A 17278-nucleotide genomic window follows, 5' to 3' on the forward strand; every position below is an offset into this window, starting at 1 on the left:
AAACCGAAGTTAGCTCGTGGCTCGCGCAAGCACCTGCTGAGTCAACGGATGATGCCGTCCGCGCCGCGACACGATCGCGTGCACTTCCTCTTTCACGTCCGGCGAGCGGCCGAGCCAGCGCAGTCCGCGCAACAGCGGCGCATCGCCCGCGCCGAATTCCGCGAGCGGAAACACCCCGAGGCCGCGCGCGCCGAACACGGCCATCAGCGCACTGTCCTCGAATTCGCCGACGATGCGCGGCGCGATGCCTTGCGCCTCCAGCCATCGATCGAGCCTTGCCCGCAGCGACGAATGGCCGGTCGGCAAAAGAATGGGCAGCGACGCGAGACTTTCAGGGAAACGATCGATCGCGCTCTTGCGCACGATCGAAGCCGGCCCGTACCAGTCGACCGGCGAGGCGATCAGCCGCTCGCTCGTGAGACGCAGATTGTGATTGTGCGGCGCGGGGTGGCTCGCGAGCACGAGATCGAGCCGATGCAGCGCCAGTTCGCCGAGCAGTTCGTCGGTCTCGCCTTCGTGACACAGAAGACGCAGCGACGGATTGCCGAGCACTGGCGCGAGCAGCGCGTGCGCAGCAAGCTTCGAAATGCCATCCGACAGGCCGACCGCGAGACGCGCGAGCGCGCCGCTCGCCGCCTCGCGCACTTCGTCCTGAATCGACTGCCCAATATGAAAGATTTCCTCCGCACGCGCGAAGGCCACCTGTCCCGCTTCGGTCATCGTGACGCCGCGGCCTTCCGGCTTGAGCAGTTGATGCCCGAGCGATTTTTCCAGCTCACGCACTTGCGCGCTGATGGTTTGAACCGCCATGTCGAGCCGTTCCGCTGCGCGCGCGAATCCGCCTTCCTTCACGACAACCCAGAAATAATGCAGATGACGATAGTTGAGCATGTGCCGTGCGTCCTTTTCGATACATCGAAAAAACCGAAGTAGGGCTTCGATTATCGCTGATTTTTTCGAGTACGAGTTCAGCCGATCATGGCGCGATACGTTCAATCAAAAACCCTGTTACTCATGGAATATCTCCTTTCGCTCGCCGCCGATCCCGCCGTCTGGGCCGCGCTCGTCACGCTGATCGTGATGGAAGTCGTGCTCGGCATCGACAATCTCGTCTTCATTTCGATTCTCAGCAACAAGCTGCCCGTGGCGCAACGCGCGCGCACGCAGCGCATCGGCATCATGCTCGCGCTCGTCATGCGGCTCGCGCTGCTCGGCACGGTCGCGTGGATCGCGCAACTGACCACGCCGGTGTTCTCCATGTTCGATCATGCGTTCTCGTGGCGCGACATCATCCTGCTCGCGGGCGGCCTGTTCCTCGTCTGGAAGGCGACCACGGAGATGCGTCATCACGTCGGACGCGAGCACGATGTCGTGCCCGGCGTCGCGTCGAGCGTCGGCGGCATGACGGCGTGGGCTGCGATCGGCCAGATCCTGCTGCTCGATCTCGTGTTTTCCGTCGACAGCATCATTACGGCGGTCGGCATGACCGAGCATCTGCCGATCATGTTTATCGCCGTCATCTTCGCCGTCGCGACAATGCTGTTCGCCGCGCAACCGCTCTCGCGTTTCATCGAACGCAATCCGACGGTCGTGACGCTCGCGCTCTCGTTCCTGCTCGTGATCGCGATGACGCTGATCGCCGAGGGTTTCGGCACGCACGTGCCGAAGGGCTACATCTACGCGGCGATGGGCTTCGCGGGATTCGTCGAAGGTTTGAACCTGCTTGCAAGGCGCGCGAAGGGCAAGCGCGAGGCGAGCGTTCCCGCGCGTAATTCCGCTTGCTTCTCGTCGTCCGAGTGACTACGTTATTCGTTAGCCAACGTCTAAATTCTTTCGGGTCCCGAAATAATCAACCGACAAATTCGCGCGCGTCGCGGCCATGGCGACCAATCGTCGGCGGAATGCAGGCGACAGGAGCGAAGATGAGCCCGCATTGGGAGATCGGCACGGTGAGCGAAGCGTTCGAGCCCATCGCGCGGATCGATCCATACATCGTGTGGGCGCACGCGACGCGCTATCGCGATCTCGGCGGCATGCCACGCGGCCGAATTCCCATCGCCATCGAGATGAAGCAGGGCGGCGAGACCGCGCAGCAGTTCGCGCAGACGATCGAGCGTAACGGCTGGCAACGCTGGATCTGGATGTCGGCGCTCTATCGCGATCCGCCCGCGGGGCTCGAAGCGACGCGCTTCTGCACGGCTCACGTGACGCGCGAATTCTTCGCGCATCTGAACACCGATCTCGCGGGCAAGTTCGAGCGCTTCACGGAGGCGCTGGCGATTTCAACGCACGTCGATGCGCGTACGGAACGCGTGCCTGCCGATCATGCACCGATGCGCGAAGGGCTGGGCAATGCGATCGTCGGCGTGTGCGATGAAGATATCGCGTTCACGCATCCGCGATTCTCCGAGGATGCAAACGGAACGCGCACGCGCTTTCAATGCTTCTGGAATCAGAACGATCCCGCCGACTCCGCAGCCGGGCTCGGTTACGGAAGCGAGCTGCTCAAACATCAGATGGACGCGCTTCTGGGCGACGCGCGCCTTCATGCGGAAGCGGCGGGCGCATGCATGTACGATCCGTCGCGCACGCAATCGACAGCCGATTGCGACGCGCCCTTGCCGATGATCGGCGTGCAACTCAAACGACGCTATCGCACGATGCGCGACGCGTTCGGCCCTTGCCCCGATGCGGAAGTACTCGACGCCGTCCGCTATGTCGTGCAGCGCGCGCAGGACATCGGCAGTGCGGCGTGTCATGCGCTCGTCAGTCTGAATATCGGCAATGTCGCGTGGCAGCAGGACGGCAGTTCGCTCATCGAATGCGCGCTCGACGAACTGATGGACAGCGGTGCATGCTCGGTCGTGCTTCCGTCCGGCAATGTCGACTTGTCGCGCTGTCGCGGTGCATCGACGCTCGCGGAGCGCGCGGAATCGGAGTGGCGCTGGCGCGTGCGCGCGCATTCCGAATCGCCGAGTCTCGCGGAAATCTGGCTGTCGACCCGTGATGGAACGCCTGGCGTCGACGTGCAGATCGTGCCGCCCGACGACGTCGCGAGTGCATGGATCGGGCTCGGCAACGTCGGCACGTTTACGCGCGGCGGCGATCCCGTGTGCACCGTCGTGCATCTCGGGCGCGGCGCGCGCGGCGAAGGGCACATGATCCTCGTCGCGCTCGCGCCGACCGCCACGCGCAGCGGCGTGCGCCGCGCGACCGCGGGCGAGTGGCTCATCCGCCTGAGGAACAACGCGCGCGCGACCGTCACGGCCTATGCGTGGATGCAGTGCGACGAAACATGGGCGCGCGATCCTGCTCAACCGCGCGCATGAAGCGCGATGATCTCCTGAAGATCGAGGTCGTGCTCCAGCGAATGCAGAAGCTCGTCGTGGATTTCCCCCGCGCGATGCATCAGCAGCAACTCCGTGCGCCCGGCGGCAATCGCGGCGAGCACGACGTCGTAGTGCGCGTGGCGGGCATCCGTCGGGAACTCCTCCATGTCCTCGAAGCGCTTCGTGAGTCCCGCGCGATACGTGTATTGCTCGAGCAGTCGCGGATGGATCACATTGCCATCGGCGTCGTGCACCAGTGGCTGGATCGCCGCCAGTTGCGCGGTCTCCATGCGCGCCCACGCCTGCGGCTCGCTGAGATGGCGTGACGAGCGCTCGTGACCGCGCGTGAGCGACAACAGCGCGATGAGCGGGCCGATTGTTGCGCCCTGCAGGAGCACGGTGACGAGAATCACCGCGAAGCCGGCAAACACAATCAGATCGCGGCCGGGCATCGTCTCGGGCAACGAAAGTGCGACGGCAAGCGTCACCACGCCGCGCATGCCGGCCCAACTGACGACCGTGGCCGCGCGCCAGTCGGGAACGCCTGCGGCGTCCGCGCGCTTGCGTCCGGTGACAGTCCACGCGAGCCACTTCATCGCCTCGACGCCGAACACCCAGACAAAGCGCGAGAGGATCACGACCGCGATCACCGCCGCCGTCGCGGGTCCGAGGAGAGAGAATGCATCGCCGACGCCGCCGAGCCGCACCGCGATGCCGCGCAGCGACAGTCCGATCAGCACGAACACGAGCGCTTCCAGCACGAACACGACAACCTGCCAGAACGCCGTGCCGCGCATGCGCTGCGCCGCCGTGAACACTTCGTGCTGGTGCCAGCCGACGACCATGCCGCACGTGACCGTCGCGATGACGCTCGATACGCCGAGCTCCTCGCCCGCGATATAGCTGACCCACGACGTCAGCATCGACGTGGTGATGACGAGGTAATCGTCCTCGAGCGCGCGCATGAGCTTCACCGCGATGAAGCCCGCGACGATCCCGACGACGATGCCGCCGATCGCCAGCCCCGCGAAGCTCGCGACGGCGCGTGGCGCGCTGAACACGCCGCTCATCGCGGCCACGAGCGCGAAGCGGAAGAGCACGAGGCCGGCGGCGTCGTTGAGCAGGCTTTCGCCTTCGAGCAGCACCATCAGCCGACGCGGCAGCGCGACGCGCTCCAGCACGGCCTTGGCGGCGACCGCGTCGGGCGGCGAGACGACCGCGCCGAGCGCGAAGCACGCGGCCCAGGGAAGTTGCGGCACGACGAGATGTACCGCGACGCCGACGACGAGCGTCGTGAACGCGACCGCGCCGATCGCGAGCAGCAGAATGCCGCTCAGGTTCCGCTTGAAGTCGTCCCACACGAAGAAGTACGCGCCGTACATCAGGAGCGGCGGCAGGAACACGACGAGCACGAGCTCAGGGTCGAGCTCGAATTGCGGCAGGCCCGGCACGAACGCCATCGCGACGCCGCCGACGAGCAGTGCGGCCGCGGGCGGCAGGCGCACGCGCTTGGCGAGCACTTCGAGCGCGATGATGGCGATCAAGGAGACGAGCACCAGATTGAATGCCGTAGCGGCGTGCATGGAATGTCCTCGGATTGTTTGGGATTTTTTTGCGGCAGTGCGCGGCGGCCCACGCAGATGACACGCCTCGCGCTGATACCATCGACGCGGGACCGGGCCGCGAGCCGGGGTCATCGTATCCGAAAGGGAGGAGTAATGAGACGAAAGTCGTCGGGCGTGGCTGTGGCGGCCGTTCTGGTGGGCGTCGCCGTGGCGGCTGTGGTCTATATCGCGAGCTTCGGCCGTTCGCGTCATGCGGATGCCCCCGTGCCGACGCCTTCCGTGCTCGCCGCGCAAGACGGCGCCGCGAGCGCGGCCGCTTTCGGCGACGCGCCGAAGCATCCGGAGACCGCACCGGGCGACCGGACCGCCGCGCGCTGATTCGCACTGTCTAGCGTTTGTCGCACGCATCGTAGCGGTCGCGTTCGACAGGAATATGACTTGCTCGATTTCCGACGATGTCATTCCACGCTCGTCGGGAGCACTTCGCGATGGGACACCATCCTGAGCAGATTCCACCGGCCGCGCTGCCCGTCGACGGGCGCGGCATGATCGGCAACATGAAGACGGCGGCGCTCGTGTCGCTTTGCGGCGCGATCGACTTCATGTGTTTCCCGCGCATCGACTCGCCCACGGTCTTCGCCGCCCTGCTCGATGGCGATCGCGGCGGCGCTTTCGCCATCACGCCGCGCGCGCCCAACGCGAACGTCAAGCAGATGTATCTGCCCGAAACGAACGTGCTCCTCACGCGTTTCATGACCGGCGACGGCGTGTGCGAGCTGCTCGATCTGATGCCGGTCGCATCGAACGGGACGCGCGCCGATGCGTTGCCGAACTGCGTGCTGCGCATCGTGCGGCTCGTCTTCGGACGCATGACGCTCGACGTGCGCTGCGATCCGCGCTTCGATTACGCGCGCGCGAAGCACACGGCCCATGCGGTGGAGAAGGGCGTCGAATTCATGCGCGACGACGGTGCGCCGTCGTTGCGGCTGCGCTCGAATGTGCCGCTTACGATCGACGGCCAGAGCGCATGCGCGACGCTGAATTTGGAAGAAGGCGCTTGCGCCTGCTTCGTGCTCGGCGAGGCCGAAGGGCTCGCCGACATCGACGCGAATCACGACTCGATCCTCACCGAGACCATCGATTACTGGAAGGAATGGTCGTCGCGTTCGACGTATCGCGGGCGCTATCGCGAAGTCGTGCTGCGCTCGGCGTTGACCTTGAAGATGTTGAGTTCGGAAGAATTCGGCGCGATCGTCGCCGCGCCGACCTTCGGCTTGCCCGAGGCGCAGGACGGTTCGCGCCGCTGGGATTATCGCTTCACGTGGATACGCGACGCCGCGTTCTCCGTCTACGCGCTGCTGCGCCTCGGCTACACCGGCGAGGCGGAACGCTTCATGAAGTGGATCGCCGAGCGCAGCCGCGATTGCAGCGCGCACGGCCAGTTGCGTGTGATGTATTCCGTCGATGGCGCCGACGCGCCCGAAGAAAGCGAGCTGAAGAGTCTCGTCGGCGAAGTGCCGGGACGGATCGTGATCGGCAACGGAGCGCGCGAACAAGTTCAGCTCGATGTCTACGGCGCGCTGCTCGATTCCGTCTATCTCTACAACAAGTACGGCGCGGCCATCTCCTACGATGGCTGGCGTCACGTGACGCGCACAGTCGATTACGTCGTCGAACACTGGCGCGAGCCGGACAACGGCATCTGGGAGTTTCGCAACGGCACGCGCGCATTGCTGCATTCGCGTCTGATGTGCTGGGTGACGGTGGATCGCGCGCTGCGGCTTGCAGAAAAGCGCTCGTTGCCCGCGGCGCTTGCGCGCTGGTTCGAAACGCGCGATGAAATCCATCGCGACATTCACGAACAGTTCTGGAACGACGACATCGAGAGTTTCGTGCAGACGCCCGGCTCCGACACGCTCGACGCCTCTGCATTGATGATGCCGCTCGTGCGCTTCATCGGCCCGAAAGATCCGCGCTGGATCGGCACGCTCGATGCAATCGGCCGCGAGTTGCGCGTCGATCCGCTGATCTTCCGCTATACGCGCGGCTCGACGCTCGATGGCTTGCCCGGCACCGAGGGCGGCTTCTCCGCGTGCTCGTTCTGGTATGCGGAGGCGCTCGCGCGCGCCGGACGTGTCGACGAAGGCCGGCTCGTGTTCGAGAAGATGCTCGCCTACGCGAATCATCTCGGGCTCTTCTCGGAGGAAGTGGCGACGAGCGGCGAGGCGCTCGGCAATTTTCCGCAGGCGCTGACGCATCTCGCGCTCATCAGCGCGGCGTATCAGCTCGACAGGAATCTCGATCGCGTGCACGTTCCCTGGACGTGATCGCATGAAGAGAAGAGGACGGGCGCGACCCCGTCCTTTGCCGATCAGTCGTACAGCACGGCGGCGATCTTCGGATCGTTCATGTTGGACTTGTCGTACCAGTAGAAGCCGGTATCGACCTTCTTCGGCAGCTTTTCGCCCTTGAGCGCCTTCATCGCCGAATCGACGACGCACCTGCCGATGCCGACCGGATTCTGCGTGATCGCACCCGCCATGAGGCCCGACATGATGTCTTCCTTCTGCTCCTTGCCCGAGTCGTAGCCAATCAGCACGAGCTTCTTGCCCGATTCCTTGATGCCGATAGCCGCGCCCGCGGCCGAACCTTCATTGGCGCCGAAGATGCCCTTGATGTTCGGGTTGGCCTGAATCATCGCCTTCGCGATCTCCGCCGACTTCAGATGATCGCCGCCGCCATACTGCACCGATACGATCTTGATGTTCGGATGCTTGGACTTCATCTGATTGAGGAAGCCGTCGCGCCGGTCGATGCCGGTGCGGCTCGTCTGATCGTGAACGATGACGCCCACTTCGCCCGCATTGCCGATGGCTTCGGCCATCTTGTCGGCGGCGAGCGCGGCGGCGGCGAGATTGTCGGTGGCGCAGGTGGTGAGCGGAATGTCGCTATCCACGCCCGAGTCGAATGCGATCACCGGAATCTTCTGGTTCTGCGCCCGCTTGAGCAGCGGAACGGCGGCCTTGCTGTCGAGCGCGGCGATGCCGATCGCCTGCGGCTTCTTCGCGAGCGCTGCGGAGAGCATGTCGATTTGCTTGTCGACCATCGCTTCGGTTTCGGGGCCTTCGAACGTGATGCGCGCTTTCTGCTCTTTCGCGGCCTGTTCCGCGCCCGATTTCACGGCTTGCCAGAACTGATGCTGGAAGCCTTTCGATATCAGCGGAATATACGGCTCGTCCGCATACGCGGCGCTCGTTGCGCCGACGAGCGCGCCCGCTCCGATCAGTGCGCCGATGATTCTTCTTTTCAGCATGATGGATCTCCTCCAAAGGTCAGGTTATCGATTTGTGCTCGCCGTGCGAGCTTTGATGCTCCCTGTCACGCTCCGCCTTTCTTGCGCCGCAGAATGTCCGCATACACCGCGAGAATGATGATGAGGCCGGTCACGACGATCTGCCATTCCTGAGCGACCGACATGATGCGCAAGCCGTTGGTCAGCACGCTCATGATGAACGCGCCGATGATCGTGCCGAGTATCGTTCCCGAGCCGCCCGATAGCGACGTGCCGCCGATGACGACCGCCGCGATCGCATCGAGTTCGTAGCCTTGTCCGAGCGCGGGCTGCGCCGAATTCAGCCGCGAGGCGATAAGCAGTCCGGCGATGCCGCAAATCGCGCCGCCCAGACCGTAGATGGCGATCTTCCATCGGTCCACGTTCACGCCCGAAAGACGCACCGCTTCCTCGTTGCTGCCGAGCGCGAACGTATAGCGCCCGAGCGCGGTGCGATTGAGCGTGATGGCGCTCGCGATCGCGAGAAAGAACAGGATCAGCACCGCGTTCGGAATCGGCACGCTCGGCAGGAAATAACCGATCAGCGAGTCCTGCGAGATCATGTAGAAGTTTTCGGTGTCGGTGAAGTAGATCGGCTTGTCGGACGCGACGACGAGCGACAAGCCCTTCAGCAGCATCATCATGCCGAGCGTCGCGATGAAGGGCGGGATCTTCATCTTTGCGGTCAGCGTGCCCGAGATGGTTCCGCATATCGCGCCGGTGACGATCGCGGCGATCACGCCGATCCACATCGGCAAATGCCAGTAGGTGAGGAACACGCCGCATATCACTGCGGTGAAGGTCATCAACGTGCCGACGGACAAGTCGATGCCGCCCGTGATGATGACGAACGTGGCCGCGATCGCGAGCACGCCGTTGACCGCCGTCGCCTGCAGGATGCCGAGGATGTTGTCCATCTGCATGAACGCGGGCGACGCGAAGCTGAAGAACGCCAGCAGCAAGATGAGGCTCGCGAACGCCAGCAGCTTCTGCAATGCAGTAGGCGAAAACACGCGCGCGCGCAGGCCGCCAATGCGTCGTTCGTTGGTGAGCGGCGCGGTATCCGTGGGTTGTGTCATGAGTTGACCTCGTGTGTTCGAAAGTCCGGCTTATGCCGCTTGCAAAGATTCGCGCCGCGTCGCGAGCTGCATGATGCGCTCTTGCGTCGCTTCGCCCGATGACAGCTCTCCGGTGATGCGCCCCTCGCACATCACGACGATGCGATCGCTCATGCGCAGCACTTCCGGAAGCTCCGACGAAATCATCACGATGGCCTTTCCTTCCTGCGCCAGCGCGCGCAACAGCTTGTAGATCTCGCTCTTCGCGCCGACATCGATGCCGCGCGTCGGCTCGTCGAAGAACAGCACGTCGCAATCGCGCTCGAGCCACTTCGCGATGACGATCTTCTGCTGATTGCCGCCCGAAAGCAGGCGCGCGGGCTGAGTAGGCGAGGGCGTGCGGATCGCGAGCAGCTTGATGAAATGCGCGGCCGTCTTGCGAATCTTCGCGCGGCGCAGGAACATGCGGCCCGCGAGAAACTTGCCGAGGTTCGACATCACGATGTTCGATTCGACGTCCATGCCCGTTGCGAGACCGAAGCGCTTGCGGTCTTCCGACAGGTAGCCGATGCCGCGCCTCACCGCATCGCTCGGCTTTCTGATCGCGGCCTTCGCGCCTTTGACGAAAATCTCTCCTGATTCCACCGGGTCCGCGCCGAACACCGCGCGCGCGACTTCGGTGCGACCCGCGCCCATCAGGCCGGCGAAGCCGAGGATTTCACCGCGATGCAACTTGAAACTGACGTCCCGTACCAGCGGCCCGGCGTTCAGATGACGCACCTCGAGCGCCACTTCGCCCTGATGCGCGCCGCCGAGAAACGACGTGAGGTCGGTGAGCGTTCTGCCGACCATCATGCCGATGATCGTCTCGACGCTCGTCTCATGCGTGTTCACGGTCGCGACATATTCGCCGTCGCGCATCACGGTCACGCGATCGGAAATCTGCTTCAACTCGTCCATCTTGTGCGAGATATAGACGATGCCGACACCGCGCTCCTTCAATTGCCGGATGATGCGAAACAGCTCGGCGATTTCCGCATCGTTGAGCGCGGAAGTCGGCTCGTCCATGATGAGCACCCGCGATTCGAAGGACAGCGCCTTGGCGATCTCGACCATCTGCTGGCTCGCGACCGTGAGCGTGCCGACGACGGTGCGCGGATCGAGATTCACATGCATGCGAGCGAGAATCGCGCGGGCGTCGTCGTTGAGCTTGTCTTCGTCGAGCAACAAGCCCATGAGCTTGCAAGGCTCGCGGCCGATGAAGATGTTCTGCGCGATCGTCAGATGATTCATCAGTTGCAGTTCCTGATGAATGATGCCGATGCCCGATGCCTGCGCCTCGCGTGGACTCGTGAAGTCGACCGGCTTGCCGTCGACGAACATGTCGCCGGAATCGCGCGTGTACACGCCCGCGAGAATCTTCATGAGCGTGGACTTGCCCGCGCCGTTTTCGCCCATCAACGCATGGACCTCGCCCGGCATGACGTCGAAGCGCACTTCATGCAGCGCGCGCACGCCCGGAAAGCGCTTGCTCAACTGATTGACGGAGATGAGGGGTGTCATGGATGTGGCATGAATGCTCGGTTTCGTTGGACCTGTCATACGTGCGTCGAACGGCTATGGCGCGAACTGGTCGGGCCGTTCCTGCGCCGAACGGCGCAATTCCGCGACGACCTGATCGAGATGATCGTGCATCGCCTTCGCGGCAGTGTCGGCGTCGCCGCTGCGAATGGCGTCGAAGATGCGTTCGTGTTCATCGAGCGTATGGACGAGGCGCTCCGGACTCGCGAGAAGCTGTCTCGCGCGATCGAGCGCGCTGCGCGACACGGCGACGATCTCCTTCACGCGCGGCAGGTTGATCGCGTCGAGCAGGATTTCGTGGAAGGCGAGATCGAGCGTATGGAAGGCGAGACGCTGATCGGTCTTCAGCATCATCCGTTGCTGTTCGAGATTGAGCGCGAGCGCGTCGAGCGTCGCGGCCTCGCGAATGCGGGCGACGCCGCGCACCGTCTCGACTTCGAGCGCGCTGCGAATGAACAGATGCTGATGAATGTCTTCGAGCGCGATGGGCTTCACGCGCGTGCCGCGCTGCGGCAACACTTCGACAAGACCTGCGTGCTCGAGCCGGGCCAGCGCGGCGGAAACCGGAAATCGCGAGACGCCCATGCGCTCGCAGACGGCCAGTTTGTCGATCATCATCCCAGGCTCCAGCGCCAGCGTGACGATAGCTTCCCGCAACGCTACCTCGACTGCATCGGTCAGGCTGCCGCGTTCGCCGCTGCCGATCTTGTGCAGTGCATCATAGGGAGTGCTGACGGTCGTCACTGTATCGAGAGACGTGTTCACCGGCGCTTGATTTTCGAGATGGATGCTAGCATGCTAGAAAGCATCGACGGCGTTGTCAACGCGTGCATATGCCTAGTTCGAAGATTGGGACGTAGCGACTTTTTCATCGGTTAAATCGCAGACTCGACTTGGTCGACGACGCTTTCGGAGGGCGTTCATATGACAACGATCACCAGGCTGTCCGTGAGGGACATTCGCTTTCCCACATCGCGTTCGCTCGATGGCTCGGATGCGATGAACGCGGCGCCGGACTATTCCGCTACCTACGTCACGCTCGAAACCGATTCACCGGTAGGGCACACGGGCCACGGCCTGACGTTCACGATCGGCCGTGGCAACGAGATCTGCGTGGCGGCCGTGAATGCGCTGGCGCCGCAAATCGTAGGGAAGAAGCTCGCGGACATCACCGCGAACATGGGTGCGTTCTGGCGTGAATTCACGTCGGATAGCCAGTTGCGGTGGATCGGCCCGGACAAGGGCGCGATCCATCTCGCGACGGCGGCGGTCGTCAACGCGGCATGGGACCTGTGGGCGAAGTCGGAGGGCAAGCCGGTGTGGAAGCTGCTCGTCGACATGACGCCGGAAGAGCTCGTGCGTTGCCTCGACTTCCGTTACGTGACCGACGCCATCACGCCGTATGAGGCTATCGCGATTCTGAAGCGTCATGAAAAGACGCGCGGCGAACGTGTGAAGGAAATGCTCGAACAAGGTTATCCGGGCTATACGACGTCGGCGGGCTGGCTTGGCTACGACGACGACAAGATCCGCCGGCTCGCGCGTGAAGGCGTCGCGCAAGGATGGACGCATTTCAAGCAGAAGGTCGGCGGAAACATCGAGGAAGACGTGCGGCGCGCGCGCATCTTGCGTGAAGAGATCAGCGAAAAATCGAAGCTGATGATGGACGCCAATCAGGTATGGGACGTCGACGAAGCCGTGACCAACATGCGACGTCTCGCGGAGTTCAATCCATGGTGGATCGAAGAGCCGACGAGTCCCGACGATGTGCTCGGGCACGCGGCCATCCGCCAGCGCCTGAGTCCGCTGATCGGCGTCGCGACGGGCGAGCACTGCCAGAACCGCGTGATGTTCAAGCAGCTATTGCAGGCCGAGGCGATCGACTTCTGTCAGATCGACAGTTGCCGTCTTGGCGGGCTGAACGAGGTGATCGTCGTGCTGCTGATGGCGGCGAAGTTCGGCGTGCCGGTGTGTCCGCATGCGGGCGGCGTCGGGCTGTGTGAGTACGTGCAGCACATTTCGATCTTCGACTATGTTTGCGTGTCGGCGTCGCTGGAGAATCGCGTGCTCGAATATGTCGATCATCTGCACGAGCATTTTGTCGATCCGGTCGTGATTCGCAATGGGCGATACATGCCGCCGCAGAAACCGGGCTACAGCATCGAGATGAAAGCGGCGTCGCTCGACAGGCATCGCTTTCCGGACGGTGAAGCGTGGCAGGGTTTGAAAAGGAGTTGATGATCGTTTGGCTACGGGCCGTGCGGGTGATACCGGCGGCTCGCGGCGGCTGACACGCGGTATGGCTGCGGTGTTTCTCACTTGGGACCTACAAACAAAACGCTGATAATTTGTGTTATGTAAACCGGCGAAGTTGCGGTCGAGCGGTCTTCACGTCCGAAAAATCCTCGATCAAAAATTTTCGCCTGAGAATCCCCACAACGCGAAACTTTCCCCTATAATTCGCGGCTTCCGTAGGCTCGTAGCTCAGCTGGTTAGAGCACCACCTTGACATGGTGGGGGTCGTTGGTTCGAGTCCAATCGAGCCTACCAACGACATTCAGACGCACCGTCGCGATCGTATCGCCACGGTGCGTTTTCATTCCAGGCGCGTCAGTCCCAGCAGTTGCGGAACGCCACCGCGACGATCACCGGCACCGTCAGCACGAGCGGAATCGCGAAGTACGGCACTTCGAGATGGACGATCCACGTATAGATCAACCAGGCGACGCCCAATGCGAGCGTGGCAAGTCCGATGAGCGCCGTCAGCACGTTGAGCGTGCGTGGCGTCATCCGCTTGCGGGAGGCTTCTTTGCCCGACGGAGTTTCCATGGCAGCGGGCGCATTCGAGCGCGATACGAGTACGTCTCAATTTTATACCGCCGTGCTCGCCGTCGTATTTCGAATTCTTTTGACGAAACCGTCCGCCAACATCAGCAATGAATGGCCATGGGAAGACTTTCCGAATCGAACTCGATGTCGTCGGGCAGACGGAATGTCGTTGCCGAAACGATTCGGCGCGCGGTCCATAACGCCGCGAATGCGTCGAGCACATCGTCCAGCGACGCTTGCGCGGGCTTGCGCGCCGCGAGCGCCGTATCGATCGAGCCGCCGAAGCATCGCACGAGCAACGCGCGACGCAATGCGAATCCCGATGCAATCGCCTTGCTTTCGCGCAGGCCGTGCGCCGGACCGCCCTGCTCCATTCGCAGATGCATGAAGCTCAACTCGGGATGCACTTCGAAGACGCGCACATCATCATCGGCGAGCGTGCGCAGCATGTCATCGACTTCTGCAATCTTGTTGCGAAGGTGAAATGCCTGAATGGAGATTCGTTTTCCGGTGACGGCCTGATTGACCGCACACGCTTCTTCATAGCTCGACGAGACTAAAGCCGCGCGAATCGGCGGCGTAAAGACAGAGCTTGCGCGCGGACGTCCGAGTATTTTTCGAGCGAGCGTGTCACACGTCCGAACGCCATTCGATGAAAGACCGATCGGCATATCCACAGCAACGATAGCATTCGCGCGCTTCCATTCGAGCAGATCTTCGAAGCGGCCGATAACTTTCGTCGCGATCGAATCAACGATCATGAAATCATGCGTATCTCTTGAACGCGAGAAAAAAAGCCCGGCGGGAAATCGTTCCGGCCGGGTCAAAGCACGCCCCTGGAAATACTTAAAAGTTATGCCGTATGCCGAGCGTCACGGACAACTGGCGATCGCTGTTCGAATTCGGCAGATTGGGAATCTGCGCGTAATTCGCCGGTCCACCCGTCGCCGGATCGATGCCTAGTCCCGCGCCGACCGCCTTCTGCATGATCGCGACGCCATACAGCGCAGTGCGCTTGGACAGCGCATAGTTCGCGCCGACGTTCACTTGATGAAAACGCGTCGATGAAACCCCGTCCGGCTTCGCATTGTTATAGATGTAGGCAAGCCCGAGTTGCAGGAACGGCGTCGCGGCATAAGTCAGATTCACTTCGCCGATATCGAACGCGATGTCGCGGCCCTGCGGATTAGCGCTATCGGCGAAGTACTGGCTATGCTCGAGACGACTATGCGTATAAGTCAGCGCGATAGTCGCCGGCCCGATTGCATAAGATGCGCCCGCGCCATACGCCTTCAACGCTTCCGCGTTCTGCAATTGACAATAGAGTGCCGACGGATTCGAACACGCGAAATCGCCGATGTAGCCGTTTGCTCCGCCCAAAGCCGCATCGAGCGGATTGTGCAGGTTCAGATAACCTGCGCTGATCGAGATGGGCAAACGCGTATAAGCCGCGGCGAACGAATATCCGCGCCGTTGCCCGAAGTCGCCTGCAATGCCGCCGAGGCTATAAGTGCCGCCCACCGAAAAGCCGTTCCAGTCCGGGCTCGTGTATTTGATCGCGTTGTTGAAGTTGAACGCTTCGTTAAGGTTATCGACGTCGCCGATATGCGAACCATAAAGCGTCGCCCACGAATTGCTCGATACGTAAGGCCCGAGGAAATCGCTATACGAGTCGTATTGACGTCCGAGGGACAACGTGCCGAACTGTTCGTGCGCGAGGCCCACCCAAGCCTGACGGTTGAATAGCGCCCCGCCCTGCACCAGGCTTCCCGTTCCCGTATAGAAACTGTTCTCCACGTTGAATTTCGCTTGCAAGCCGCCGCCGAGATCTTCCACACCGAGCAAGCCGAAGCGTGAAGGCACGAGATTGCCGCCGGACAACGCGAAGTTATGCCCCGAACCGACGCTCCCGTCCGCATTGGTGACTTGCTGATTGGTCGTATAAGTCAGCCCTGCATCCACCGTTCCATACAGCGTCACATTGCTTTGCGCCGATGCGCTCGCGCACACGGCGAGCGCCGCTGTCGAGACAAGTTGCCGCGCGATCGTTTTAGTTGTCATGCAAGCGTCCTCACGCGTAGTTGATCAGCACCGACTTGGTCTCTGTGTACATGTCGATCACCGCGCGTCCGAGCTCGCGCCCGAAACCCGACTGCTTGAATCCGCCGAACGGCATCGCGTTATCCAGCAGCGAGTGGCAATTGACCCATACCGTGCCCGCCTTGATGCGCGGCACGAGCTTGTGAATTGCCGAGAGATCGTTCGACCAGATGCTCGCGCCGAGTCCATAAGGCGTGTCGTTTGCCTTGGCGACCACGCTGTCGATATCGTTGAACGGCATCGCGACGAGCACCGGTCCGAAGATCTCTTCGCGCACGACCTTCATCGAATGATCGGTATCGACGAGCACTGTCGGCTTCACGAAGAAACCGGCGCCGTCCTTGGGCGCACCGCCCGCGATAGCACGCGCGCCTTCATCGCGGCCCGCTTCGATATAGCTCAGCACACGATCCATTTGCCGTGCGGAAACCAGCGGGCCGATCTGCGTCGATTCATCGAGGCCCGGTCCCATCGGCAAGGATTGCGCGATCGCCGCGACACGCTCCATCACGCGATCGAATACTTTCTCGTGCACATAGACGCGCGAGCCCGCAGTGCAGACTTGTCCCGAGTTGAAGAAGATCGCATTGGCGACGCCTTCTGCCGCTTTATCGATATCGATATCCGGCAGCACGATAACCGGCGATTTGCCGCCGAGTTCGAGCGACATGCGCGTCATGTTATCGAGCGCCGCGTGACCGATAGCTTTACCCGTCGGCGTGGAACCCGTGAACGCGATCTTGTCGATGCCCGGATGACGCGCGAGCGCCGCGCCCGCCGTGTGGCCGAGGCCGGTGACGACATTCACGACACCCTTCTCGATGCCCGCCTCTTCGATCAGCATCGCGAGCCGCAACGCGGAAAGCGGCGTGTCTTCCGCAGGCTTCAGCACGACGGTGCAGCCAGTCGCGAGCGCGGGCGCGAGTTTCCACGATGCCATCAGCAGCGGAAAATTCCACGGAATGATTGCGCCGACGACGCCGACCGCTTCCTTGCGCGTATAGCCGAAGAAATCGTTCGACGGGCTATATGGAATCGATGCTTCCAGCGTGCTGCCTTCGATCTTGGTCGCCCAGCCGGCCATATAGCGGAAGCATTGCGCGGCCATCGACACATCGAGCCCGTGGGCGACCGTGACCGGTTTGCCATTGTCGAGCGATTCGATTTCCGCGAGCTCGCGCGCGTTCGCTTCGATAAGATCGGCAACGCGCAGCAAGAGACGCTCGCGATCGGTCGGTTTCATGCGCGACCATGCGGAGTCATCGAACGCGCGGCGTGCGGCTTGCACGGCGCGATCGACATCGATTTCGTCGGCGCTCGGCACGCGTGCGAGCAGTTCTCCATCGGCGGGATCGATCACATCGAGTGTCGCGCCGCTCGCGCTATCGACCCATGCGCCATCGATGAGCATTTTTTTCGCCGATGCGAGGAATGCGCGCGTGGAATCGAGCATCGCGGGATGCTGGCTGTTATTCATCGGGTTGT

The 17278-nt window shown here is 62.5% G+C and carries 15 protein-coding genes and 1 tRNA gene; 6 read left to right on the forward strand and 10 right to left on the reverse strand.

What is annotated here, in order from left to right; translation table 11 throughout:
• Positions 1-9: 9 nt before the first annotated feature.
• Positions 10-891, reverse strand: coding sequence for a LysR family transcriptional regulator (locus tag LDZ23_RS17935; RefSeq protein WP_008353361.1), 882 nt, complete (start codon positions 889-891; stop codon positions 10-12).
• A 123-nt stretch (positions 892-1014) separates the two neighbouring features.
• On the opposite strand from LDZ23_RS17935, the gene LDZ23_RS17940 reads away from it, so the two are divergent.
• Positions 1015-1800 (forward strand): TerC family protein, encoded by a 786-nt coding sequence (locus LDZ23_RS17940; RefSeq protein WP_008353360.1) that lies wholly within the window; start codon positions 1015-1017, stop codon positions 1798-1800.
• 122 nt (positions 1801-1922) lie between these two features.
• Positions 1923-3329, forward strand: a complete 1407-nt coding sequence (locus LDZ23_RS17945; protein WP_008353359.1) for a S8/S53 family peptidase — start codon at positions 1923-1925, stop codon at positions 3327-3329.
• On the opposite strand, the gene LDZ23_RS17950 is transcribed toward LDZ23_RS17945, so the two are convergent.
• A complete protein-coding gene (locus LDZ23_RS17950; protein ID WP_008353358.1) occupies positions 3314-4912 on the reverse strand; it encodes a Na+/H+ antiporter in 1599 nt (532 codons plus the stop codon). The two genes, LDZ23_RS17945 and LDZ23_RS17950, sit on opposite strands and share 16 nt — an antisense overlap.
• 135 nt (positions 4913-5047) lie before the next feature.
• On the opposite strand from LDZ23_RS17950, the gene LDZ23_RS17955 reads away from it, so the two are divergent.
• Positions 5048-5272 carry a hypothetical protein gene (locus tag LDZ23_RS17955; protein ID WP_008353357.1) on the forward strand — a complete coding sequence of 75 codons (225 nt, stop codon included), beginning with the start codon at positions 5048-5050 and terminating at the stop codon, positions 5270-5272.
• A 110-nt stretch (positions 5273-5382) separates the two neighbouring features.
• Positions 5383-7221 (forward strand): glycoside hydrolase family 15 protein, encoded by a 1839-nt coding sequence (locus LDZ23_RS17960; protein WP_008353356.1) that lies wholly within the window; start codon positions 5383-5385, stop codon positions 7219-7221.
• 44 nt (positions 7222-7265) lie between these two features.
• On the opposite strand, the gene LDZ23_RS17965 is transcribed toward LDZ23_RS17960, so the two are convergent.
• The 4 genes from LDZ23_RS17965 to LDZ23_RS17980 form a co-directional block, all read right to left on the reverse strand.
• Positions 7266-8207, reverse strand: coding sequence for an ABC transporter substrate-binding protein (locus LDZ23_RS17965; RefSeq protein ID WP_008353355.1), 942 nt, complete (start codon positions 8205-8207; stop codon positions 7266-7268).
• 65 nt (positions 8208-8272) lie between these two features.
• Positions 8273-9304, reverse strand: a complete 1032-nt coding sequence (locus LDZ23_RS17970) for an ABC transporter permease (protein WP_008353353.1) — start codon at positions 9302-9304, stop codon at positions 8273-8275.
• A 30-nt stretch (positions 9305-9334) separates the two neighbouring features.
• A complete protein-coding gene (locus LDZ23_RS17975; RefSeq protein ID WP_244808145.1) occupies positions 9335-10846 on the reverse strand; it encodes a sugar ABC transporter ATP-binding protein in 1512 nt (503 codons plus the stop codon).
• A gap of 54 nt (positions 10847-10900) precedes the next feature.
• Positions 10901-11629, reverse strand: a complete 729-nt coding sequence (locus LDZ23_RS17980; protein WP_244808146.1) for a GntR family transcriptional regulator — start codon at positions 11627-11629, stop codon at positions 10901-10903.
• Between the two features lie 159 nt (positions 11630-11788).
• Here LDZ23_RS17980 and LDZ23_RS17985 point away from each other — a divergent pair, with 159 nt between their 5' ends.
• Positions 11789-13102 carry an L-fuconate dehydratase gene (locus tag LDZ23_RS17985; RefSeq protein ID WP_008353348.1) on the forward strand — a complete coding sequence of 438 codons (1314 nt, stop codon included), beginning with the start codon at positions 11789-11791 and terminating at the stop codon, positions 13100-13102.
• Positions 13103-13337: 235 nt separating this feature from the next.
• Positions 13338-13414, forward strand: a tRNA-Val gene (locus LDZ23_RS17990).
• 60 nt (positions 13415-13474) lie between these two features.
• On the opposite strand, the gene LDZ23_RS17995 is transcribed toward LDZ23_RS17990, so the two are convergent.
• The 4 genes from LDZ23_RS17995 to LDZ23_RS18010 form a co-directional block, all read right to left on the reverse strand.
• Positions 13475-13693, reverse strand: a complete 219-nt coding sequence (locus tag LDZ23_RS17995) for a hypothetical protein (protein WP_033536141.1) — start codon at positions 13691-13693, stop codon at positions 13475-13477.
• Positions 13694-13794: 101 nt separating this feature from the next.
• Positions 13795-14454, reverse strand: a complete 660-nt coding sequence (locus LDZ23_RS18000; RefSeq protein WP_008353343.1) for a DUF429 domain-containing protein — start codon at positions 14452-14454, stop codon at positions 13795-13797.
• Between the two features lie 85 nt (positions 14455-14539).
• Complete coding sequence (locus tag LDZ23_RS18005; protein ID WP_008353342.1) at positions 14540-15754, reverse strand: porin; 1215 nt, start codon at positions 15752-15754, stop codon at positions 14540-14542.
• Positions 15755-15764: 10 nt separating this feature from the next.
• Positions 15765-17270 carry an aldehyde dehydrogenase family protein gene (locus LDZ23_RS18010; protein ID WP_008353341.1) on the reverse strand — a complete coding sequence of 502 codons (1506 nt, stop codon included), beginning with the start codon at positions 17268-17270 and terminating at the stop codon, positions 15765-15767.
• Positions 17271-17278: the final 8 nt, after the last annotated feature.

This window comes from Caballeronia zhejiangensis (assembly GCF_022879815.1).
GTDB lineage: Bacteria > Pseudomonadota > Gammaproteobacteria > Burkholderiales > Burkholderiaceae > Caballeronia > Caballeronia zhejiangensis.

Bases quoted from the DNA above. Each gene is read 5' to 3' on its own strand.
- LDZ23_RS17975 (WP_244808145.1), bottom strand. From the start codon at position 10,846: ATGACACCCCTCATCTCCGTCAATCAGTTGAGCAAGCGCTTTCCGGGC.
- LDZ23_RS18005 (WP_008353342.1), bottom strand. From the start codon at position 15,754: ATGACAACTAAAACGATCGCGCGGCAACTTGTCTCGACAGCGGCGCTC.
- LDZ23_RS17935 (WP_008353361.1), bottom strand. From the start codon at position 891: ATGCTCAACTATCGTCATCTGCATTATTTCTGGGTTGTCGTGAAGGAA.
- LDZ23_RS17965 (WP_008353355.1), bottom strand. From the start codon at position 8,207: ATGCTGAAAAGAAGAATCATCGGCGCACTGATCGGAGCGGGCGCGCTC.
- LDZ23_RS17950 (WP_008353358.1), bottom strand. From the start codon at position 4,912: ATGCACGCCGCTACGGCATTCAATCTGGTGCTCGTCTCCTTGATCGCC.
- LDZ23_RS18000 (WP_008353343.1), bottom strand. From the start codon at position 14,454: ATGATCGTTGATTCGATCGCGACGAAAGTTATCGGCCGCTTCGAAGAT.
- LDZ23_RS17940 (WP_008353360.1), top strand. From the start codon at position 1,015: ATGGAATATCTCCTTTCGCTCGCCGCCGATCCCGCCGTCTGGGCCGCG.
- LDZ23_RS17960 (WP_008353356.1), top strand. From the start codon at position 5,383: ATGGGACACCATCCTGAGCAGATTCCACCGGCCGCGCTGCCCGTCGAC.
- LDZ23_RS17970 (WP_008353353.1), bottom strand. From the start codon at position 9,304: ATGACACAACCCACGGATACCGCGCCGCTCACCAACGAACGACGCATT.
- LDZ23_RS17985 (WP_008353348.1), top strand. From the start codon at position 11,789: ATGACAACGATCACCAGGCTGTCCGTGAGGGACATTCGCTTTCCCACA.
- LDZ23_RS18010 (WP_008353341.1), bottom strand. From the start codon at position 17,270: ATGAATAACAGCCAGCATCCCGCGATGCTCGATTCCACGCGCGCATTC.
- LDZ23_RS17955 (WP_008353357.1), top strand. From the start codon at position 5,048: ATGAGACGAAAGTCGTCGGGCGTGGCTGTGGCGGCCGTTCTGGTGGGC.
- LDZ23_RS17995 (WP_033536141.1), bottom strand. From the start codon at position 13,693: ATGGAAACTCCGTCGGGCAAAGAAGCCTCCCGCAAGCGGATGACGCCA.
- LDZ23_RS17945 (WP_008353359.1), top strand. From the start codon at position 1,923: ATGAGCCCGCATTGGGAGATCGGCACGGTGAGCGAAGCGTTCGAGCCC.